This is a genomic window from Paenibacillus chartarius (assembly GCF_042432825.1).
In the GTDB taxonomy this organism is placed as follows: domain Bacteria; phylum Bacillota; class Bacilli; order Paenibacillales; family NBRC-103111; genus Gordoniibacillus; species Gordoniibacillus chartarius.
On sequence record NZ_JBHLWN010000099.1, the window covers coordinates 1 to 21,954 of the forward strand.

Consider the following 21,954-nt stretch of genomic DNA (forward strand, 5'->3'; position numbering starts at 1 on the left):
TAAAATTTTTCAATAATTAAGGTTTCGTCTGTTCTGTGAGGTTTCTTGCAACGCTAGTGCTCGGCAATCCGTTATTTTGCACGATAGCAATGGAATTGAGGAAATTAGACCCTGAAAGTCCGTTATTTATTTAGCGGTTCCGGAAATTCTTCATTGCTCAAAACCCCCACTCCCGACACAAATAAATGTCAATCACATACACTCAACCCTGCGTCCAGCCTCCCCTACACGCTGAAAGCCTAAGCCGTTACCGTTGTCCGCCGCCAAAGGGTTCGGTCTGCGGATTAGGACGATTTACAAGACCGGTTGAATGAACGGCTAGGCAGCAAGTCGAGCTCGAGTAGCGCTGGGTGCCGGCGTTTCGCCCATTTCCCGTAAATCCCCCCGTCCGCCGGAACTATCGCAGCTCCCCGCATAACAAAAAAGGAGCCCGGCACCAGTCACAATGCCAAGCTCCCCACCTGCACCGATTACACACCTACAATGTTGAACCCGCCGTCCACGTAAATGACTTCGCCGGTAATGCCGCGCGCGAGCGGGCTGAGCAGGAACATCGCCGTATCGCCCACCTCCGCGGTTTCGGTCGTCCGGCGCAGCGGCGCTCTCTCCTCCACTTGACGCAGAATCGAGTTGAAGTCCTTGATCCCCTTCGCCGCCAGCGTGCGGATCGGTCCGGCCGATACGCCGTTCACGCGAATGTTGTACTGGCCGAGGTCCGCCGCCAAGTACCGCACGCTCGCTTCCAGCGCCGCTTTGGCCACGCCCATGACGTTGTAATTTTTCATGGCGCGCTCGGAACCGAGGTACGTCATCGTCATAATGCTGCCGCCTTCCGTCATCAGCGGGTAAATGCGCTTCGTCACCGCAACAAGCGAGTAAGCGCTGATGTCATGCGCCAAAGCAAAGCCGTCCCGCGACGTGTCGACGAACATGCCCTCCAGCTCTTCGCCCTTCGCGAAGGCGATGCTGTGCGCATACCCGTGCAGCACGCCGAAATGCTCCCGAAGCGAAGCCGCGAGCGTCTCGATCTCCGCATCTACCGTTACATTGCAAGGCAGCACAATCGAACCCGGGATCGCCTCCGCCAGCTTGCGCACCCGCTCCTCCACCCGTTCGCTCTCATACGTAAACGCGAGCCGCGCACCTTGCGCAGCGCAGGATTGGGCAATCGCCCAGGCGATACTGCGATCGTTGGCGACGCCCATGATCAAAATATTTTTCCCGGCCAGTAAATTGCTCATGTTATTATAGAAACCCCTTTCAGCAGCCAAATAGTCGTCAGAAGGGGACGCTTGTCCGTTCCGCGTCCATACTCAAGGTACCTGATTTTTCCGACATTGGCAAGGGGATAATCTCGTCGAACCCGCGCGAATCAAAGAGGCTCAAGCTCCACGGAAGCCTGCGACAGCACCGTCACTCCGGCCGCTCCGCGAAACGCCTCCATTAACCGGAACAACGCATCGTCCTTCATCTTCGCTTCAATCATGACGTCCAGCCGCGGCGTCGACCCCGCAATCCCCCGCAGGAACGCGAGCAGGGGCTCCGGCTCCACATAATCGGCATGGCTGCGCGGTTCGCTGTCGCTCTTCGGCGAGGAGACGTGAATCTTCGGCGGGAGCGGTACGGGAACGCCGGCATCGTCCACCGCGCCCGACACCGTTCCCTTCCACGTCTTCCCGATACGCGGCCACAGCTCGACGGCACTCTCCCCGCCGTTATTGACTTGGTGATGATGAACGTCAAGCACCATCGGCGCGCCGACCTCCTCGCACACCTCCAGCGTTTCGACCGCGTTGAACGTTTTGTCGTCATTCTCGAGCGTGATCCGTTCGCGCAGCCTGCCATCCATCTCGGTAAAATGCTTGACGAACCGCGCCCGCGCCTTCGTCTTGTCCCCATACGTACCGCCGATATGAATGTTGCACATCGCTTCACGGCCAAGGCCCATCGCCTCCAGCATCCGCACATGCCTTTCCAGGTCGGCATACGAATTCTGCAGCACCGCCTTGCGGGGCGTACTCAATACGGTAAAATGATCCGGGTGAAAGCTCAGCCGCATCGCATGCTTCTTGGCGTAGTCGCCCAGCTCCCGGAACTCCGCCGCCAGCGCCGGGATCGGATCCCAGTCCCCAAGCAGCTCGTGTCCGACAAGCGGGATCAGCTTGGACGAGATGCGGTACAGCTGAATGTCGTGTGCCCGGTTATGACGGAGCAGCCGCAGCGTGTTATGGATGTTCTCGGCCCCGATGCGCTCCAGCTTGCGGATCGCGGCTTCGCGGTCCCCGAGCTTGCTGAAGTTGGTGGCGGTCATGGTTTTGGAAGGCGACGCATTCTTGACGTGAACGGACATGGCGACGTAGCCGAGACGAACGATCATGAGAGTCACTCCATAAGGCAAAATAAGGTTAGGACAGCTTCACGTTTAGACTGTCCTAACCTTAGCTTCGCTACTCCCGTATCGAACTCACGGAGCCGCCAACACTTTATTGATCGCATCCAGCACCCGGTCGCCCTGGAACGGCTTGACGATAAAATCCTTGGCCCCGGCCTGAATCGCCTGCACGACCATCGCCTGCTGCCCCATCGCCGAGCACATAATGACTTTGGCGTTAGGGTGCGCGCTCTTAATATGCTTAACGGCTTCAATCCCTTCCATTTCCGGCATGGTAATGTCCATCGTTACAATGTCGGGCTTCAGCTCCGCATACTTCTGGATAGCCACCAAGCCGTTCTCCGCTTCGCCGACGACTTGATGCCCCCCCTTCGTGAGAATGTCCTTCAACATCATGCGCATGAAAGCGGCGTCGTCCACTACCATAATCTTCCCCATACATCGGCTGCTCCTTTAGTCAAAGTGAATCCGCTGCGTTGCCAATATCCTATATAAACCCATTGTCCATCATCCGGGGCTTCAATACTATCACCGGAAGCTCCTATTCGTATAGGAGCCCGTAGGAAGCGATTCCTATACAACTCCTATAACCGGCATCTCAGGCCAAAATAGCGCCGGCCATGCGATCACGGCCTGAAGCATTTGCACAAAAAAACCGTCCCCGCGTCAAGCGGAAACGGTTCATCCATCCTGTCCTTACTCTTGTCTGCCGAAAAACATTTCATGCGCCAGCGCCGTCTGCACCCGCGCTTCTTCCTCCGTCAGCCGCCGCACCAGCTCCATCTCGACTTGTGTGACATCTTCGCCTTGAAAATTGATTTCCGCAATCGAAGCCACGATCTTGACGATGGCGAACGCTTCATTCGCCGGCGAGTAGGCGATGACCAGCTGGCCGGTCGGGTAGACACGGAAGCCGGACTTAACCATTTTGCCGCGGCCGTATTCCAGCAGTTCGTACATCTCCTGCTCGCTCTTGAATTTGCATACGGAATTGAATTCAGTCTGGAATCCCATTCGGGCCGCCTCCTTCTCCTCGTGCTTAGTCCAAATCGAACGTATATTTAATCTTCTGCTTATCCGCGTGGCGCTCTATGGCGAGACGGATCAAGTCATCGAGCAGCTGGCCGTACGGCTTGCCGGTTTCGCGCCACAGCAGCGGATACATGCTGAACGGGGTGAAGCCCGGCATCGTATTGATCTCATTGATCAGCACCTTGCCGTCCTCTCTCGTCAGGAAGAAATCGACGCGAGACAAACCGCTGCCGTCAACGGCCTCGTAAGCCCGAATCGCCATCTCGCGGATCGCGTCCGACTGCTCCGGGGAAATTTCGGCCGGGATGACCATAACCGACTTCCCGTCGAGGTACTTCGCCTTATAATCGTAGAATTCGTTCGAGGAGACGATTTCGCCGACGACGGACGCTTCCGGCTCATCGTTACCGAGCACCGCCACTTCCACCTCGCGCGCATCGACGCCTTCTTCGACGATTACTTTCCGGTCATATTGGAACGCTTCATCTACGGCGGCCAGCAGCTCGTCGCGGTTGCGCGCCTTGGAGATCCCTACGCTCGAGCCCAGGTTCGCCGGCTTGACAAAGCACGGATAGCCGACGGATACTTCGATCTCCATCACATGCTCATCGCGATCCTTCGCCCACTGCGTGCGGGTGAAATGACGGAAGACGACTTGCGGCAAGCCCGCCTGCGCAAATACTTTCTTCATCATTACTTTGTCCATGCCTACGGCCGAGGCGAGAACTCCCGCTCCCACGTACGGCACATTCGCGATTTCCAACAGCCCCTGCACCGTACCGTCTTCGCCGAACGTACCGTGCAGCAGCGGGAATACGACGTCAAGCGCCGGCTCGGCCGCCGCCCCGGACGTGCTGGATATGACGGCGGTATCCTCCGCCGGTTGAAGTCCTCCGAACAAAGGCAGCAGGGCGTTCGACGACCCGCTTCGCTGAACCGCTCGGCCCTCGCCTCCGAACGTCAGCTGCTCCTTCGACTGGACTGCCGCTTTCAGCGCCGCTCCGGACCGCCACTCGCCCTGCTTCGTTATATAGAAAGGGATGACCTCGTATTTGTTAAAATCGATTTCTTTCGTGACGGCCATTGCCGTCGACAACGATACATCGTGCTCGCCGGATTTGCCTCCGTAGATCAGACCGACTTTGATTTTGCGCGTCATAGCATAAGTACCTCCAAGTTCCTTCTCATTAGATCCGGTCCGAAATGCGCAGGAACAAATACGCCGTCCGGTCGGAATATGCCGGGGAATCGTGATAAGCCCAGAAACGGCCGCGGGCATTATACGTATGGGCGTTAACCAGCGGCTGACCGCTGTAATCCATGCCGGTAATGATGGTGTTGTGCTGAAACCTGCCGTCGCCGTCCCAGTCGTAGCAAATCACATCTCCCGGACGGAGCTCCCGGGCATCTGCAACCTGGACTGCACGGCCGCTGCTCAGCAAGTACGCCGACAATGAATGCGCCACCGCCCAGCTGAAGCTCCATTGCTCCTGACCGTTGATCCGGCCGCGATACCACCAGCCCGAATCCCTTTTCCCAGTATAGTTCATCGGCAGCCCGCCTGCAAAGAGGCATTGAGACACAAAGTTCGTGCAGTCAACCTCGAATTCGACATATTGCGGGTTGGCCTTGTTCCAGTAAATTTCGGCGTATTGGACCGCAGCGGCCCGATTGTACATTTTGCGTGAAGAGCTTTCGGGCCCTTGGAGTATACTAGTGTTGAGATACGGCAGCGCTGCTTGAACCGGCAGCGATTCCGGCCATCCGGCCGCGTAGCTGAGCGGCGCAGCCGGCTTCGGCCTGTAGCTGTCCGGAGGCTGCAGCTTCTGAACGGCAACCAGCTCCCAGCGTTCGTCCGCGCTGCGCGGAGCTACGGTAACCTGCTCCCGTTCGACTCGCTCTTCCGTATATTCGCATCCGTGCCCTTCATAGGTTAACGTCCGGTGCACCTCCAGTTCCGCCGCTGCTTCGTCCGGCAGTTCGTAGAGCGGCTTCATCCGCAGCCGGGACTTCTGTTCGATCAGACGGAGGCCTCTTGCCGCCGCGCTTTGGCGCGCGGCTTGCAGCACCTTCGCATGCTCCTCGAAGCGGCTCGGATCCGCGGTGAGTACGCTTCGAAGCGGCTCTGCGCCGAGCTCCGCTTCCGCACGGTTTTTCGCGTGTACATAATCGTATACGGCGGTTTTCCAGGACATGCCCATCCCTCCCCTACTTCTCTTTATATGAGAAAAACGGGTGGATAATGATCTATTTTATTCTTTACGCAGATCGGCTTAACGGGTATACTTAGGGTATGATCGATTTGTGAAATCGAGTTTCACAGAGCGAAACAAACTGATCGAAAGAGGAGGCAATATTCATGGCGAACAAGGACCAATACTCCGTCCGCAAGCAGCTGTCGGTCGGCGGCAAGTCGTTTGCTTACTACAGCCTGCAAGGGCTGGAGCAGCAAGGCTTCGGCGACATTTCGAAGCTGCCTTTCTCCATTAAGGTGCTGCTGGAAGCGGCTGTCCGTCAATTTGACGGCCGTGCTATCACCGATGAGCACGTGAAGCAAATTGCAGGTTGGGCGAAAGGCCGCGACGAGAACAAGGAAATTCCGTTCATCCCGGCCCGCATCGTTCTGCAGGACTTCACCGGCGTACCGGTTGTCGTTGACTTGGCCGCAATGCGCGACACAGTTGCCCGTCAAGGCGGCGACCCGAAGCGGATCAACCCGCTCGTGCCGGTCGACCTCGTTATCGACCACTCCGTCATGGTCGACGCGTTCGGCTCGTCGAACGCGCTGGAGACCAACATCAATCTCGAATTCGAGCGCAACGAAGAGCGCTACCGCTTCCTCCGCTGGGCACAGACGGCGTTCGATAACTTCCGTGCGGTTCCTCCGTCCACGGGTATCGTTCACCAGGTTAACCTCGAGTACCTGGCCAGCGTAGCTGCAACGAAGACTGTCGACGGCGAAACCGTCGTTTACCCGGACTCGCTCGTAGGTACCGACTCCCACACGACGATGATCAACGGTCTTGGCGTTGTCGGCTGGGGCGTAGGCGGTATCGAAGCGGAAGCCGGCATGCTCGGCCAGCCGCTGTACTTTGTAGCACCGGAAGTTATCGGCTTCAAGCTGACCGGCTCGCTGCCGGAAGGCGCAACGGCAACCGACCTGGCTTTGACGGTTACGCAAATGCTCCGCAAGAAGGGCGTTGTCGGCAAATTCGTCGAGTTCTACGGCAGCGGCCTGAGCAACATCTCGCTGGCTGACCGCGCTACGGTTGCCAACATGGCTCCTGAGTACGGCGCAACGATCGGCTTCTTCCCTGTTGACGTCGAAACGCTGAACTATCTGCGTTCGACAGGCCGCGACGAAGACCAGATCGCGCTTGTTGAAGCTTACTATAAAGAGCAAGGCATGTTCCGTACGGACAGCACGCCGGATCCGGTCTTCACCGACTTGATCGAGCTGGATCTGAGCACGGTCGTTCCTTCGCTCGCAGGACCTAAGCGTCCGCAAGACCGCGTTGAGCTGACGGCTATGAAGGAATCGTTCAACACGATCGTCCGCCAGCCGATCGACAAGGGCGGCTACGGCTTGTCCGAAGAGAAGATCGCCGAAGTCGTTGACGTGAAGTACGCCGACGGCCAGGTTGCCAAGATGGGAACAGGCGCTGTCGTTATCGCCGCTATCACCTCTTGTACGAACACGTCCAACCCGAGCGTAATGCTGGGTGCGGGCCTGCTCGCCAAGAAAGCCGTTGAGCGCGGTCTGACGAAGCCGCTGTACGTGAAGAGCTCCCTGACTCCAGGCTCCCTGGTCGTTACCGACTACCTGGAGAAGGCCGGCCTGATCGAGCCGCTGGAGAAGCTGGGCTTCCACGTTGCCGGCTACGGCTGCGCAACTTGTATCGGTAACTCCGGCCCGCTGCCGGACGAAGTAAGCAAAGCGATCGCCGACAACGACATGACTGTGGCTGCCGTTCTGTCCGGTAACCGGAACTTCGAAGGCCGCGTCCATGCTCAAGTGAAGGCGAACTACCTCGCTTCGCCGCCGCTCGTCGTCGCTTACGCTCTGGCCGGCACAGTCAACATCGATCTGACGAACGAGCCGATCGGCACAGGCTCCGACGGTCAGCCGGTTTACCTGAAGGACATCTGGCCGACGAACGCCGAAATTCAAGAAGCGCTGAACACGGCAATGAGCCGCGAAGCGTTCATCGATAAGTACAAGGACGTATTCCGCGCCAACCCGCGCTGGAACGCGATTGACGTACCGGAAGGCGAGCTGTACGTTTGGGACGAGAAGTCGACGTACATCCAGAACCCGCCGTTCTTCCAAGGCCTTGGCGAGCAAGTGGGCGACATCGCCGATATTCGCGGCGCGAAGACGCTGGCGCTGCTGGGCGACTCCGTCACGACGGACCACATCTCTCCTGCCGGCAACATCAAGGTTGACAGCCCTGCGGGCAAATACTTGATCGAGAACGGCGTGAAGAAGGAAGACTTCAACTCGTACGGCTCCCGCCGCGGTAACCATGAAGTGATGATGCGCGGTACGTTCGCGAACATCCGCATCCGCAACCAAGTGGCGCCTGGCACAGAGGGCGGCGTAACGACTTACCTGCCAACCGGCGAAGTCGAGTCGATCTACGACGCATCGATGAAGTATCAAGAGAACGGTACGAACCTCGTCGTTATCGCCGGCAAAGAATACGGTACCGGCTCCTCCCGCGACTGGGCGGCTAAAGGTACGTTCCTGCTGGGCGTGAAGGCTGTTATCGCCGAAAGCTTCGAGCGGATCCACCGCTCCAATCTGGTCGGCATGGGCGTTCTGCCGCTGCAGTTCGTGAACGGCGAGAGCTGGAAGTCGCTCGGCTTGAACGGCCGCGAGACATTCGACATCACCGGTCTGAGCAACAACGTTCAGCCTGGCCAGAAAGTCACCGTTACCGCAACCCGCGAAGACGGCTCCAAGCTGGAGTTCCAAGCGCTGGTACGCCTCGACTCGCTGGTTGACGTCGACTACTACCGCAACGGCGGCATTCTGCAAACCGTCCTGCGTCAGATGATGTTCGGCGGCAAGTAATCCGTATTGTCAATGAAAAAACACCGATCGTCCCATTGCCGGGGCGGCCGGTGTTTTTGTGTTTTATGGTGTTGCTCTCCGCTTCGCCATAGGGGTTCTAGACCTTAACAAGGAGTGCCGCCGGAGATGCACCGGCGCAGCGCAGAACGACAAACTCAAGGCTGAGATTTTCAAATGAAAAAGGCCCCTTGAAAAGGGACCTAGGTACTGGGGGCAAAGACATCAGGGCTGAAGACGTTCAATCCCCTTCATGTATTTACGCAATGCTTGCGGAATTCGAATGGAGCCATCCTCCTCTTGGTGATTCTCTAGAAGTGGGATTAAAATCCGAGGAGAAGCCACCGCAGTATTATTGAGTGTGTAGCAGAATCGTACCTTTCCATTCATGTCCCGATATCTAATGTTTGAACGACGTGCTTGAAAATCGAGAAGGTTGGATGATGAGTGGGTTTCACCGTAAGCTTGCCGGCTGGGCATCCAAGTTTCGATGTCCAATTGTTTGTAGGTTTTTTGGGACATATCGCCGGTACAAACAGCCATTATGCGATAAGGAAGTTCCAACAATGTTAAAATTTCCTCCGCATTTTCCGTGATTTCTTGAAAGATTTGCTCCGATCTTTCCAAGCTGTCTTCACAAACAATAACTTGCTCAACCTTTGAAAACTGATGAACCCGGTATAAGCCATGGACATCCTTTCCTGCCGAACCTACCTCATTTCGGAAGCAGAGTGATACTGCGGCAAGCTTAATGGGTTCCTTTACGTCAACGATCTCATTATCGTAATAAGATACAAGAGGAACCTCCGATGTACCGACCAGCCATTTATCGTCCTCTGCAATTTTATAGGTTTGATCTTGACCTAGCGGGAAGTACCCTGTATGGAATAACGCTTCTGTCCGGACCATTAATGGAACCTCAAGAAGCGTGAATCCCCTATCAACAAGTACATCAACGGCGAGCTGCTGCACAGCCCGATGCAAGGAAACCCCCGCACCGGTAAGATAATAATTTCGGCTTCCTGCTGTTTTTACCCCTCGTGGTATATCGATCATGTTATGAAGTTCGCCGAGTGTCACGTGATCTTTGGGTTCGAAGTTAAACCTTGTAGGTTCACCTACCCGTTTGACTTCAACATTATCTTTATCCGAGAGGCCTATTGGCGTTTCTGGCGAAACCACATTGGGTACGTACATCATGAGATGGTTATACTGTTTTACGATCTCTTTATGTTCATGTTCTAATGTGCCTAAACGATTGTTGATTTCTTTAACAATTGGCTTTTTCTGTTCAGCTTTTTCAAGCTCACATTTTTGAATGAAGACATTGATTTCCTGGGATATCCGATTTCGCTCATGCCGAAGCTGCTCCATCTCTTGGAGAAGCAGCCGCCTTTTATCATCCCATTCGACCAGTTGGGCAATGGAGACGGGGATACCTTTTTGATCGGCTACTGCTTGAATCAAATCTTGATTTTGCCTTATCCATTTGACGTCTAACATGGCAACGCACTCCTTTATGGTTGAAATGCAAAAAGCGCTCTCTGTCCCATTGGGACGAAGAGCGCTTATTCTCGCGGTGCCACCCAAATTGATTGAACAGCATGCTGTCCAATCCACTTAGTTCCGCGTTAACGGGCGGGTCCGGTTAACTTAGGGGGTATACCCCTTGACGAAAACGCCTCCGAGTTGGATTCTCTTCATTGGCCTGATGTCAATATTTTTAAATATTATATCTTATGCTGCCATTTTTATTCAAGCACTTTTCCTTTTCATAAACTTGCCGTTACAGACAGGGAGGAGATCCGTATGCGGAACTTAGTCCGATCTATGATAAAATGCAATCAATCCCCAAACAAAGGAGCTGCTGCTGACTATGGAGACAAGTATGCAATACCCGATCGGCCAATTTCGCTATGAGGGGGCCGACGCCGCCGGACTGGAGCACTGGATTGACGAAATCGCAGCGCTGCCTGCCAAGCTCCGGGCCGCCACGGACGGATTGAACGCCGAGCAGCTGGCGACACCGTACCGCGACGGGGGCTGGACGGTCAAACAAGTCGTTCATCACGTCGCCGATTCGCACATGAACAGCTTCATCCGCTTCAAGCTGGCGCTGACGGAAGACCGTCCGACCATCAAGCCGTATGACGAAGCGGCCTGGGCCGAGCTGGAGGACGGAAGCGGCGACGATATCGGCGTTTCGCTCGCGCTCGTCGAAGCCGTACATATCCGCTGGGTGCGTCTGCTGCGTTCCATGACGCCGGACCAGTTCGATCGTACCTTTGTCCATCCGGAATCGGGAGAGACGCCGCTTCGCCGCGCAGTAGGCCTATATGCTTGGCACGGCAACCATCACACCGCGCATATTACGTCGCTTCGCGAACGGATGGGCTGGTAGCTCGTTCGCATCACCGAACAACACTTCATATTTTTGGTATAGCAGACTTGAATTTTGATAGGCACTCATATTAAACTGTAGATTGGGAAAAAGAAGATATGCTTTTTCCTCGTGGAAATATTGAGTTACCTGCATGCCTACTAACATATTCAGGACTTTGATGAACCAGAGACGTGCTGGAACAGAAGCCTATGAGAGCCGACTTGCTATCGTGCTCCCTAGGCTTTTTATATTTTCATAGATAAAGAGGCTCGCGAATGGAACAAACGAAAATCATAGAGTCAGAGATCGCAAAAAGCATTGGACGGCTGCTTCGGGACAGCTTCGGCAAAGGGCCGGACGCCGTCTTCGTATCGATTGGGCTTCCTTATGTCATTGCCCACTTGCGCAATTTCCTGTCGCCTATGGAAAAGGTGCTCATCGAACAAAATCAAGAGCCGATGCTGCGCCTTGCGAGGGAAGCCGTTATGCGCAATTTAACGCCGAAGATCGGCGCCATCTTCAAAGAGATTGCGCAGCTTGAATTGACGGAGCTGCTGTACGAGTGGGATTTCGACAACAAATCCGCGGTGCTGGTCGCTTCGTGCAGCCCTGCGGGTCACGCCTCGCCGTTCTACTCTGCAGTTCCAACAAAGGATTTGCCGCCCAGGAAGCTGAAGCAGCTATCGGCGATGAAGTCCGAGGACATTGCTTCCTATCATATTAATACGAGGACATTGCTGGTTATTAAGAGAGGGATCTTAGGCGCAGTAGAAAAACAGTTCATCGAGCAGGGGCAGGAGGAGCAGCTGAAGCATGCCTTGCAAACGCTGGAATCCAAAGGATTGGCACGAATTATTGCATTGATCGAAAAGACGCTGGATATCAAAATTCATGAGAGCTTCATTCTGTGGAGCTTGCCGCAAAATATGAGCCTGCTTGTGTTTATCCTCTACCCTCCAAGCGGCAAAACGTAGCAGCGAGTCCGCGAAGGAATACCCACGGTTAACCCGCTGGTTCGGTTCAGCGGGGCTGCAGCGATTTTGGCGCTTCCCGGACATTACGGAGAAGCCAGGAAAAGCCCGGGGGAGCCCGGCACGGAGTCACGCCCCGCACCGCCCCCTACTTCATCATCGTCCCCATCCGTTTGGCCGCCTCCATAATTAGCGGAGCTTGCTCCTGCATCGTCTCCAGCGTCAGCCGGTTCGACGGACCGGACACCGCCAGCGCGGCGATCAACCGGCCGGCCCGGTTCACGATCGGCGCAGAGACGGCCGCGGCACCCGGCTCCCGCTCCTCGACGCTGGTCGCGTAGCCGAGGCGCTTCGTCTCCTGCAGCTGCTGCACGAACAAGTCCCGGTCCAGGCTCGCCGGCCAGTCCGGGTCCAGCAGCATATCGCTGACGACAGCCGGCTCGCCGAACGCTACGAGCACCTTGCTCGATGCGCCTACATACAGCGGCATCCTCACACCGACCGGCGCCACCCGCCGGATCGCCTGGTTGCTCTGTACGGCTTGAATGCGAACACGCTCCTTGCCGTCGCGCACATAGAGCGATACGGTTTCGCCAATCAAATCGCGCAGCCGTTCCATCTCCGGAAGCAGCAGCAGCCCTGGGTCATCCGTTTGCGATAAGTTCGCCGACAGTTCCCACAGCCGGAAGCCGAGCCGGTATTTCTCCGTCGATACGTCGCGCAGGATGAAACCTTTACCCTCCAGCGAAGCCAGCAGCCGATGCACCGTGCTCTTGTGCAGACCGACCTTCCCCGCTATTTCCGTCAAGCTCAGCTCCGTCGCCTCCGCGAAGCAAAGCAAAATATCCAAAGCGCGCTCAACCGCACGCACCGTAAGCTTGTTATCTTCCATAGCTAAATCATCGCCCCTCAAGTTTCACTATATGAAACCGAATTACATTCAGTATAACGGATCACCCCACTTCCGTAAAGTGCAGCCGGGATACGTTACAGGGAGATTACAGCCCCTTTACAATTGGCTTCCGTTCATTGACTTGCGCGTCGTCCGGGTCTTACACTATAAATATAAAAGCAGAAGCCACAAACATATTGTTAGGAGGGATCCCGCATGCCGTCGCCAATCCCGCAAACGCCTCTTACGCAACCCGCTGTTGGTAGCGCTTCCAATTCCAAAGCCGCAAAAGCGTCCCTCCGTCACCGCCGGCGCTGGTGGCTTATCACCTTACTATCTTTCTTATTTCTATGCTGCTCGCTGATGCTGTCGTTTCACGCTTATATCGCCTGGTCGCTGGCACGGCCGTACATTTATCCGCTGCAAAGCAACCCGCGGCTCGCCATCGGTCTGCCGTATGACGACGTCGTCTTTCCTAGCCGCGGCGGCTCCTCGAAGCTGCAGGGCTGGTATGTGCCGGCGGCCGCTTACTCGACGAAAACCGTCATTTTCTCCCACGGGTACGGCAGCAATCGCGAAGAAAATTGGGTGCCGATCTACTCGCTCGTGAAGCTCGTTCATAACGCCGGATACAATGCGCTCATGTTCGATTACGGCTATGTTCAGGGCAATGGCCGTGTCGTTACCGGAGGCATTGAGGAATCCCGCGAGCTGCTCGGGGCGATCGATTACATGAAATCCAAGGGAGCGCAAAATCTGTTCATCTGGGGCTTCTCGATGGGCGCCGGTACCGCGCTGCAAACCGCTCTGCAGGAGCGCGGAACGGCAATCACCGGCATGATCCTGGACAGTACGTTCCTGCTCAATCCCGATACGCTCTATTACAACATGAAGAAGGAAATCAACCTGCCCAAAAATCCTTCTCTGCCGCTTATCCGGTTCTTCTTCCCGCTCCTGAACGGTGTCCGCCTGCGGGAAGTGCCTTATACGAAGGTAGAGTCGCATACTTATCCGATGCCGATCTTCTTCATTCACGGCAAGGAAGACGAACGGGCTCCGTATGAAACCATAGAGCGGCTGTTCGCAAAACAAGAGAACAGCTACGGCAAACAATTGTGGCTGCTGCCTGAAGCGACGCACGAGCTGCTCCATCAGGCCGAACCGCAGCAGTACAAAAGCCGTACGCTGCAGTTTCTTCAAGAGCATACGGTCGAATGGCGCAGCTTCTCCGGCGCGCGATAACAAACGACAAAATGCGCATATCTTCCCCTTCCGGCGAATATATTGGACAACGAAGCTTAGCTTGAGCCCGCGGGAGGGGATTTTTGCATGTTAATGGTGTATGGGGCGCTGATGCCCCTGCGTGTGTTGGAGGAAATCCGGTTCTGGAAAATGCAGGAGCGCGAGCACACCGTCGTCATCCGTACGCTCGTGCCGGATCTGGAGACGCCTTTCGTGAGGCTGCTGGAGGAATGGGAAGGCGTGTTCGAGAAGGCGGAGATGGCGGCGGTCCGGCTGATCGAGGCCGCTATTCGGAGCGGCTTCTGGCTCCCGCCGCAGCAGCAAGCGCAGGTGAATCAGCTGCTGATCGCTTCGGCCTCGCAATCCCGGCTGTTTATTCAGCATCTGATGCGGATGGAGCAGGAGAGCGTGCCGATCCGGACAAGACCGGTCGTGAAAACCGTGCTTGAGCATATTATCCGGGAATCGGAATATTTCCTGGGCGTCCTGCAGGCTGGCGACCCGATGCTCGGCTTACACGCTCCGCCGGTGCCGGCAGGTGTATCGTATACGCCGAGCAATATGCAGGAGCTTGCTTACTTGCACGTACAACCGAGCGCGCGGGCATGAACGGCATTATCCCCTAGCAAGAAATCGTTCAGGGTATTTACATGCAAAAACCGCCGATACGCATCCCTGCGTACCGGCGGCCACTCGTTCAGGGCGCTCCGCAGACGGCAGGCCCTATTGCTTTAATAATGATAAAAATTCCGCCCGCAGCGCCGCATTATCCCGGAAGCTGCCGCGGACAGCCGACGTCACCGTCTCGCTGCCGTACTTCTTCACCCCGCGCGCGCACATGCACAGATGCTCGCCGGTGACGACGACCATGACGCCGTGCGGCTTCAGCACCCGCTCAAGCGTATCCGCCAGCTCCGACGTTATACGCTCCTGCACCTGCAAACGGCGGGTAATCGCGTCGACCAGACGCGCGAACTTGCTCAGCCCGGCCACCTTCCCGCTCGGAATATAGCCGACATGCACTTTGCCGAAAAAAGGCGCCATATGGTGCTCGCACTGACTGTAGTACACAATATCTTTAATGATGACAAGCTCTTCATGCTGCTCGTCAAACGTTACGCCCAGCACTTCATCGATGTCCGCATCGTAGCCTCCGAAAATCTCCTCATACATCCGGGTTACTCGCGCCGGCGTATCCAGCAGCCCTTCCCGGTCGACATCTTCGCCGATCAACCGCAGAATCTCGCGCACATGATGCTCGATCTGCTCCCTATTGGCGGCTACTAATTTGTTCCGATATTCCTTAGCAGGCATTACAGCAACAACCTCCGTTCTCCATCCCGTCCGGCTCCGTCTGTGAGATAAGTTTGAGCTATGCCGGCAGGCGCAGCTCTTGAGTCAACGGCCTTCCGGGGCCATGACCTTCAACTATTTTCTTCTTTGCGGTTTTCCCCTGGCGGCATTCGTGTTCTGGTTCTTCATCATCGCTTGGACCTTATTCATCTGCTGATTATTCAAATTGTAGCCCATTTGTTTGGCCATCTGCTGCAGCATCTTCGGATCCTTCTGCATCGCTTCCAGTTGACGGCGCAAATAATAAACGCCAATAAAGAAGCCGGCAACCAAGCCGACGATCAGCGTAACAATCGGAATGACATAGTTATACCACACGGCGAACGTCTCACCTCGTCAAAAATAAATATTCAGCGCGTCTCTGCGCACGGCATAGCCCCATCATAGCACGGAAATAGAAGCGGCACAAACACGAGAAACCGGCCTTCACCGTCCATACTGAAGCGCTCGCGGGCAGCACGTATTTTACATTAACACCGTGTCGATGAAGACCGTCGTGTGCTTGGCCAGATCGATCTCCTTCACTTCAAGAACGCCGTCAACATCCTGCTTCACAACACGGACGATCGGCCTGCTGGGCAGTCCGCGATGCTGCCCGACGACGACGCCGGTTTCCTTGGTTGACAACCGCACTGACGAGCCGGTCGGGTAAATCGAGACGATCTTCAGAAAGTTGATCAGCACGTCGTGATCCAGCTTCGTACCGGACATCGCCATCATCAGCTCCGTTGCTTCGTGCGGCAGCATTCCCCGGCCTACAGACACGTCAAAGAGCAGATTGTCATACAGGTTGGCTACGGCGACGATCTTCGCATAGAGATGGATTTGGTCTGCATCCAGTCCGCGCGGGATGCCTTGACCGTCCGGCTGCTCGTGGTGCTGGAAGGCGACATGCGCGCTGAGCAGACTGAGCTCCCGCTTGCTCTTCAGCACTTCAAAGCCGCGCCACGTATGATGCCGTTTCATATCGCCCAAGCTGTCATCGGTAATCAGCTCGATTTTGCCGACGTCGTGCAGCAGCGCCCCGATCGCCAGCTCCTTGAGCTGCAGTTGATTGAGGCCTTGATTGATCCCCATCAGAACGGACATCATGCACACATTCAGCGCGTGAACGTACATGGCGTTGTCCTTCGTGCGAATGTCCGTCAGCTGGACGAGCACTTCTTTGTTGCTCATCACATCGCTCAGCAGATGATCGATTGTGACGCTGACCGTCTTCGTTGAAAAATCCTTCCCCGAGCGAATCGAGGCCATCGTCTCGCCCATCTGCTGCATGACGGCTCGTTTCGTCTCCTCGGAGACGACGTCCTCGATCACGACGTCCGCAAGCGACGGGTCTTTAATATACAGCATGGTAACGCCGATTCGTCTAAGCGTATTAATCATATATACCGTAAGCTGAACGCCTTCCGAAAGCAGGATCGCTCCGTTGCTGGAAAAGATCGTTTTCCCCAGATATTGTCCAGGTTCCACCGATTCGATATTGACGTACTTCATGGCAACCACTCCATCCGGTATGCTGCGGGGAGTCGTTCCCCATATAGACAGCATTCGACACAAGTGCTCGCCTTCCTGCCAAACGCCTCTCTTTCGGAGAACTTTTACACGCTGCGCCGTAGCGCTTTCTCAAGCGCCTCGCGCACAACCGTCTCCGTCTCGCGTTCCAATGCCGATTCCAAGGCTTCCTGCGCCTCGTCGCCCCCGATACGCCCGAGCGCCCATGCTGCCGTTTCCCTCAGCTCCGGCCGCGGGTCCTCCTGCAGGAGCCGCTTCAGCCTCGGCACGGCCGAGCGGTCCTTAAAGTTGCCGAGAGCGATAACCGCATTGCGCTGGATCGGCTTCTTGCCGCGCCAGGAAGAGGCGCTTCGCCCGTACCGTTCCTTAAATTCGCGGTTGCCCATATCGAGCAGCGGCAGCAGCAGCGGCTTAACGAGGTCGTTGTCCGGCTGCAGCTCCGGCTGGTGTGTCCAGTGCTTGCCCTTGTTATGCGGGCAGACAATCTGGCACGTGTCGCAGCCGTACAGCCGGTTGCCGATCTTCACCTTCATTTCGTCGTCCACGACGCCCTTCGTCTGCGTCACGAAGGATACGCAGCGGCTCGCATTCAGCTGCCCCGGCCCGACGAGCGCTCCCGTCGGACAAGCATCGATACAAAGCGTACAGTCGCCGCACATCTCCGTCACCGGCGTATCCGGCGGAAACGGAATATTCGTAATCATCTCGCCCAAATACACCCAGGAGCCCCACTCCGGCGTAATGACCGCGCAGTTTTTCCCGCTCCAGCCGATGCCGGCGCGCTCCGCAACGGCGCGGTCGACGAGCTCGCCCGTATCGACCATGCTGCGCATGAGAGCGCCGTCCACCCGCTCCGCAATGAATGCTTCGAGCAGCTCCAGACGCCGCCTGAGCACATGGTGATAATCCTCGCCCCAGGCAGAACGCGATATAAGGCCGCGGTAAGCGCCCGGCTCGGACCGAGGCGGATTCGTCAGCTTCGACGGGTAGGCGATGGCGATGGACAAGATCGACCGCGGCTGCTCATGCAGCAGCTCCGGGTGCGTCCGCTTCTCGATATCCGGCTCTTCGAAACCCGACTCGAAGCCGCGTTCCCGGTGCCGGTACAGCCGCTCCTTCAGCTCGAGGAAAGGATCCGCCGCCGCGTAGCCGATCTTGTCGATGCCGAGCCCCGGCGCCGCTTCGGCGATGTCCCGCTTGAGACGCTCCCAGTCTGCGGCAGTCGCGGCTTCCAGCTTGATTTTGCTCATCATAGGTCCTTACAGCCATCCCTTCTTCGCGAAAGGCCACAGTATGAACTCCGCCCGCCCCTGTACGAGCTTCAGCGGAACCGTTCCGAACGAACGGCTGTCCTGGCTGGCGTACCGGTGCCGGTTATCGCCCATAACGAATACGTGCCCCGGCTCGACCACCGTTGGCCCGTAGTCGCCGTCTTCCGCGGTAACGTCGATATACGGCTCGCTTTTTTCGATTCCGTTAATATAAAGCTTTGCCCCGCGAATTTCCACCTTATCCCCGGCAACGCCAATAACCCGTTTGACGAGGTACGGATGTTCGCTGCCCATTCCGCCCCCCGCCTGTTCGGGTTCCTTCAAAATAACGATATCGCCCGGCTGAGGAGACCCGAGCCAAGCGATCGTCTTATTGACGAACAGCCACTCCCCCTCTTCAAGTGTCGGCCTCATCGACTGGCCGCGCACCGTGGAAAAGTTGAACCCGAACTCATGGATGAGCAGAACGAGGATCAGCGCAACGACGGTCGCCTTCATCCAATCCCACACTTCCGCCAGAAAGCCGCGTCCATCGGAGTCGTCGATCGAACCGCCGCGCCGCCGGCCGCCCCCCTCCTCATTCACGGAAGTTCACCGCCGTCCTGCTGCGCCTTCCAGCGCTCGTAGCATTCGAGCACCCAGCTGTCGTTGAACGGAGCGGCGCCCTCGCCAATACGCTGCAGCACGGCTTCCAATCCCCGCTGCACCTTAAGATGTACCGCTTCCGAATAATGATAATGGATCCGGTGCCGCTCATACTCCTCTTCGTCGACAACCTGTACATCCCCGTTCGGGAGCAGGATCACGTCGAGATCGTAATCGATATACGTAAGCACATTGCCCGTGACATAAGGCGGCGATGCGACATTGCAATAATAGCGGACGCCGTTCTCCTCCAGCAGGGCGACGACATTGTGCCATACGCCCGGGATGAAGAAGGAGATGCCGGGTATACGGCTCACCCATTCTTTGCCGTCCGCTTCCTGGATCTTCGTCTGCGAATTAATGAACACCATAATGGATTCCTTCTTATGCTCTGGAAGCAGCAGGTGTTCCGGAACGAGCCAATTCTGCAGCCATTTCCGGTGCAGGTGGCCGTCATGCTTGAAGCTCTTAATTACATATGGCGTATAAGGATGGTGCATCAGCGTCAAGCCCCTCGTGCCGATTGGTGGTCCGGATGATTAGTTCTTTCTAATAGAAAAGCATATCTGCAGCCCTTTTGCAACGGGCGGCGAGATATGCTTCAATGGAACGGCTGCAATTAACCGCTAATCTTCTTTAAAATGGCGAGCCGATGCGGTGTACGCGAGAAGTCCGACGCTCTGTAGCCTGCGGATTCGTAAACGGGCAGCACCACTTCGTTGTGGATATCGACCGTAATCATGATCTTATTCACCCGGCGGATCAAGAAGCGCTGCTTGAGTGCGGCGATAAGGCTCTTGCCGATTCCTTTGCGCTGATGGCCGTTTGCTACCGCTACTCGGTAGAAGTAGCCGGTGTTGTTGTCGATCGTCCCCATAACCATGCCTACGATCTCATCGTCCTGCTCCGCGACGAGGACCAGATCGCTGTCCCAGCCGATTTGTCGGGCGATTGCCTGCATCGTATCCTCATAACATTCTTCCGTCAACACATCTTCCAGAAGACCGGACAGCGGCTGATAATCAGCCAATTGAAAGGAACGTACAATCATCGTTTTCTCCCCTACGCGCATATATGCGAAATAACATCATGCCGGCACATCGACGCGAAATATAACAACAGATATGCATTATTTCGCACTAAAATTAAATACGACATCGAAAGGCGAATTCCTGCTGAATTTAGGCATTTTACGCGAAAAATTTAATAATTTCTTAAAATAATTGGTGTAAACGCTTTATTTAAAGCGTTTACATTCAATATTCTCTCATTTCCTCCATTTCCCTCACATTTCCCGATGCGAATAACATATGGCTTGCGTCTTGAATGGAGAATGTTGCCTGCGGGAATAGTAAGTCGGTCAGGCGGGAAGATCGATTTTGCCGGAAGGGAGGTAGTCGAACGATGTCAACCGGTATGAATACGGATGCGAAACGGCGAAATTTGCATGACTTGGCTGCAATGAACACATCGGATTGGAGTGCCGACGAGCTCCGTTATCATCACCACACGATGAGCGAGCTGTCGCCTTGGCTCAATGCCCAAGGAACCCATATTCACGCTCAAATCATTCAAGAGATCGAGCGCCGTGGCGGAGTTTGAGGTTCTTTTTTGCCGCGGCGACTTAGTAAACATAAATGTTGATTTATTATTGTAAATCGGTCATAATGAAAAAGGTTGAATACATAATTTTAGGAGGTTTTTGTCCATGGCACATCAACTGCCGCCACTGCCTTACGCGAACAACGCGCTCGAGCCTCACATCGATGAAACTACGATGATGATTCACCACGATCGTCACCACAACGCATATGTTACGAACCTCAACGCTGCTCTTGACAAGCATCCTGAGCTGCACGACAAGTCCCTGGAAGCTCTGATCGGCGACCTGAACTCCGTACCGGAAGACATCCGCACGGCAGTCCGCAACAACGGCGGCGGCCATGCGAACCACTCCCTCTTCTGGGAAACGATCGCTCCGAACGCTGGCGGCGCACCGACTGGCGCTCTTGCAGCAGCTATCGACAGCGAGCTGGGCGGCTTTGACAAGTTCAAAGAAGCTTTCGCAGCAGCTGCGACGACTCGCTTCGGCTCCGGCTGGGCTTTCCTGGCTGTTAGCAAGGAAGGCAAGCTGAAGGTATATTCCCTGCCAAACCAAGACAGCCCGATCATGGAAGGCGAAACGCCGATCCTGGGCATCGACGTATGGGAGCACGCTTACTACCTGAAGTATCAAAACAAGCGCCCTGACTACATCCAAGCGTTCTTCAACGTGATCAACTGGGCTGAAGTCGGCAAGCGTTACGAAGCTGCTGTAAAGTAAGCTGATTATTTGGAAAATCCCCTGAATCGGGCCGTAATGCGGCATGATTCAGGGGATTTTTGGTTTTTGGGTATACAGCGTCATACGGCGCGCGTGGGTTGGGGCGTTGGGGGGCGGCTGGCCTTGGCGGGACTGCAACAACGCCCTCTTGGGCCTTGTTGCGGGGCGGCAGGCCTTGGAGGGACTGCAACAACGCCCTTTCGGGCCTTGTTGCAGGGCGGCTGGCCTTGGAGCACTGCAACAACGCCCCTTTTGGGCCTTGTTGCGGGGCGGCTGGCCTTGGCGGCCCTGCAACAACGCCCTTTCGGGCCTTGTTGCAGGGCGGCTGGCCTTGGCGGGACTGCAACAACGCCCTTTCGGGCCTTGTTGCTGGACGGCGGCCTTGGCGGCACTGCAACAACGCCCTTTCGGGCCTTGTTGCGGGACGGCGGCCTTGGCGGCACTGCAACAACGCCCTTTTGGGCCTTGTTGCGGGGCGGCGGCCTTGGCGGCACTGCATCAACGCCCTTTCGGGCCTTGTTGCGGGGCGGCTGGCCTTGGCGGGACTGCAACAACGCCCTTTTGGGCCTTGTTGCGGGGCGGCTGGCCTTGGCGGGACTGCAACAACGCCCTTTCGGGCCTTGTTGCGGGGCGGTGGGCCTTGGAGGGACTGCAACAACGCCCCTTTGGGCCTTGTTGCGGAGTGGCTGGCCTTGGGGGACTGCAACAACGCCCTCTTGGGCCTTGTTGCGGGGCGGCTGGCCTTGGCGGCACTGCAGCAACGCCCTTTTGGCCTTGTTGCGGGCGGCGGCCTTGGCGGGACTGCAACAACGCCCTTTCGGGCCTTGTTGCTGGACGGCAGGCCTTGGAGCACTGCAACAA

The 21,954-nt window shown here is 56.2% G+C and carries 22 protein-coding genes; 7 read left to right on the top strand and 15 right to left on the bottom strand.

Annotation, left to right across the window (positions count from 1 at the left end; all coding sequences use genetic code 11):
* Positions 1-470: 470 nt before the first annotated feature.
* From fabI to ACFFK0_RS24590, 6 genes are all read right to left on the bottom strand, one after another.
* Entirely contained in the window at positions 471-1,241 is a 771-nt protein-coding gene (gene fabI / locus ACFFK0_RS24565) for an enoyl-ACP reductase FabI (protein ID WP_377473024.1), read from the bottom strand.
* 131 nt (positions 1,242-1,372) lie between these two features.
* Positions 1,373-2,377, bottom strand: a complete 1,005-nt coding sequence (gene uvsE, locus ACFFK0_RS24570; RefSeq protein WP_377473025.1) for a UV DNA damage repair endonuclease UvsE — start codon at positions 2,375-2,377, stop codon at positions 1,373-1,375.
* An 87-nt stretch (positions 2,378-2,464) separates the two neighbouring features.
* Positions 2,465-2,830 carry a response regulator gene (locus ACFFK0_RS24575; protein WP_377473026.1) on the bottom strand — a complete coding sequence of 122 codons (366 nt, stop codon included), beginning with the start codon at positions 2,828-2,830 and terminating at the stop codon, positions 2,465-2,467.
* Positions 2,831-3,088: 258 nt separating this feature from the next.
* Positions 3,089-3,406, bottom strand: a complete 318-nt coding sequence (locus ACFFK0_RS24580) for a hypothetical protein (RefSeq protein ID WP_377473027.1) — start codon at positions 3,404-3,406, stop codon at positions 3,089-3,091.
* 25 nt (positions 3,407-3,431) lie between these two features.
* Complete coding sequence (locus ACFFK0_RS24585; protein ID WP_377473028.1) at positions 3,432-4,583, bottom strand: D-alanine--D-alanine ligase; 1,152 nt, start codon at positions 4,581-4,583, stop codon at positions 3,432-3,434.
* A 28-nt stretch (positions 4,584-4,611) separates the two neighbouring features.
* Positions 4,612-5,619, bottom strand: coding sequence for an amidase domain-containing protein (locus ACFFK0_RS24590; RefSeq protein WP_377473029.1), 1,008 nt, complete (start codon positions 5,617-5,619; stop codon positions 4,612-4,614).
* Between the two features lie 164 nt (positions 5,620-5,783).
* On the opposite strand from ACFFK0_RS24590, the gene acnA reads away from it, so the two are divergent.
* Positions 5,784-8,501: an aconitate hydratase AcnA gene (gene acnA, locus ACFFK0_RS24595; RefSeq protein ID WP_377473030.1), complete on the top strand. Its 2,718-nt coding sequence runs from the start codon at positions 5,784-5,786 to the stop codon at positions 8,499-8,501.
* A 222-nt stretch (positions 8,502-8,723) separates the two neighbouring features.
* On the opposite strand, the gene serS is transcribed toward acnA, so the two are convergent.
* Positions 8,724-10,001, bottom strand: a complete 1,278-nt coding sequence (serS, locus tag ACFFK0_RS24600) for a serine--tRNA ligase (protein WP_377473031.1) — start codon at positions 9,999-10,001, stop codon at positions 8,724-8,726.
* 373 nt (positions 10,002-10,374) lie between these two features.
* Here serS and ACFFK0_RS24605 point away from each other — a divergent pair, with 373 nt between their 5' ends.
* Positions 10,375-10,899: a YfiT family bacillithiol transferase gene (locus ACFFK0_RS24605; RefSeq protein ID WP_377473032.1), complete on the top strand. Its 525-nt coding sequence runs from the start codon at positions 10,375-10,377 to the stop codon at positions 10,897-10,899.
* A gap of 257 nt (positions 10,900-11,156) precedes the next feature.
* A complete protein-coding gene (locus ACFFK0_RS24610; RefSeq protein WP_377473033.1) occupies positions 11,157-11,855 on the top strand; it encodes a Na-translocating system protein MpsC family protein in 699 nt (232 codons plus the stop codon).
* Positions 11,856-12,000: 145 nt separating this feature from the next.
* Here the strand turns inward: ACFFK0_RS24610 and ACFFK0_RS24615 are convergent, their stop codons facing one another.
* A complete protein-coding gene (locus ACFFK0_RS24615; protein ID WP_377473034.1) occupies positions 12,001-12,744 on the bottom strand; it encodes an IclR family transcriptional regulator in 744 nt (247 codons plus the stop codon).
* Between the two features lie 216 nt (positions 12,745-12,960).
* Between ACFFK0_RS24615 and ACFFK0_RS24620 the strand changes: the two genes are divergently transcribed.
* Together ACFFK0_RS24620 and ACFFK0_RS24625 are read left to right on the top strand one after the other, a co-directional pair.
* Positions 12,961-13,986 (top strand): alpha/beta hydrolase, encoded by a 1,026-nt coding sequence (locus ACFFK0_RS24620; RefSeq protein WP_377473035.1) that lies wholly within the window; start codon positions 12,961-12,963, stop codon positions 13,984-13,986.
* Positions 13,987-14,073: 87 nt separating this feature from the next.
* Positions 14,074-14,595, top strand: a complete 522-nt coding sequence (locus tag ACFFK0_RS24625) for a DUF2935 domain-containing protein (protein ID WP_377473036.1) — start codon at positions 14,074-14,076, stop codon at positions 14,593-14,595.
* A gap of 114 nt (positions 14,596-14,709) precedes the next feature.
* On the opposite strand, the gene folE is transcribed toward ACFFK0_RS24625, so the two are convergent.
* The 7 genes from folE to ACFFK0_RS24660 form a co-directional block, all read right to left on the bottom strand.
* The gene (gene folE / locus ACFFK0_RS24630) at positions 14,710-15,300 is read right to left on the bottom strand and encodes a GTP cyclohydrolase I FolE (protein WP_377473037.1); all 591 of its coding nucleotides are present in this window, start codon (positions 15,298-15,300) and stop codon (positions 14,710-14,712) included.
* A 114-nt stretch (positions 15,301-15,414) separates the two neighbouring features.
* The gene (locus tag ACFFK0_RS24635) at positions 15,415-15,657 is read right to left on the bottom strand and encodes a YneF family protein (protein ID WP_377473038.1); all 243 of its coding nucleotides are present in this window, start codon (positions 15,655-15,657) and stop codon (positions 15,415-15,417) included.
* Positions 15,658-15,804: 147 nt separating this feature from the next.
* On the bottom strand, positions 15,805-16,836 hold the full coding sequence (locus ACFFK0_RS24640) for an HD-GYP domain-containing protein (RefSeq protein ID WP_377473039.1): 1,032 nt from the start codon (positions 16,834-16,836) through the stop codon (positions 15,805-15,807).
* Between the two features lie 104 nt (positions 16,837-16,940).
* A complete protein-coding gene (gene queG, locus ACFFK0_RS24645; protein WP_377473040.1) occupies positions 16,941-18,107 on the bottom strand; it encodes a tRNA epoxyqueuosine(34) reductase QueG in 1,167 nt (388 codons plus the stop codon).
* 6 nt (positions 18,108-18,113) lie between these two features.
* Positions 18,114-18,710 (bottom strand): signal peptidase I, encoded by a 597-nt coding sequence (gene lepB, locus ACFFK0_RS24650; RefSeq protein ID WP_377473041.1) that lies wholly within the window; start codon positions 18,708-18,710, stop codon positions 18,114-18,116.
* Complete coding sequence (locus ACFFK0_RS24655; protein ID WP_377473042.1) at positions 18,707-19,270, bottom strand: DUF402 domain-containing protein; 564 nt, start codon at positions 19,268-19,270, stop codon at positions 18,707-18,709. Before ACFFK0_RS24655 ends, lepB begins: the two co-directional genes overlap by 4 nt.
* 119 nt (positions 19,271-19,389) lie before the next feature.
* Positions 19,390-19,821, bottom strand: coding sequence for a GNAT family N-acetyltransferase (locus ACFFK0_RS24660; protein ID WP_377473043.1), 432 nt, complete (start codon positions 19,819-19,821; stop codon positions 19,390-19,392).
* 353 nt (positions 19,822-20,174) lie between these two features.
* Between ACFFK0_RS24660 and yfhS the strand changes: the two genes are divergently transcribed.
* Complete coding sequence (gene yfhS, locus ACFFK0_RS24665; RefSeq protein ID WP_377473044.1) at positions 20,175-20,372, top strand: mother cell protein YfhS; 198 nt, start codon at positions 20,175-20,177, stop codon at positions 20,370-20,372.
* A gap of 106 nt (positions 20,373-20,478) precedes the next feature.
* Positions 20,479-21,093, top strand: coding sequence for a superoxide dismutase (locus ACFFK0_RS24670; protein ID WP_377473045.1), 615 nt, complete (start codon positions 20,479-20,481; stop codon positions 21,091-21,093).
* Positions 21,094-21,954: the final 861 nt, after the last annotated feature.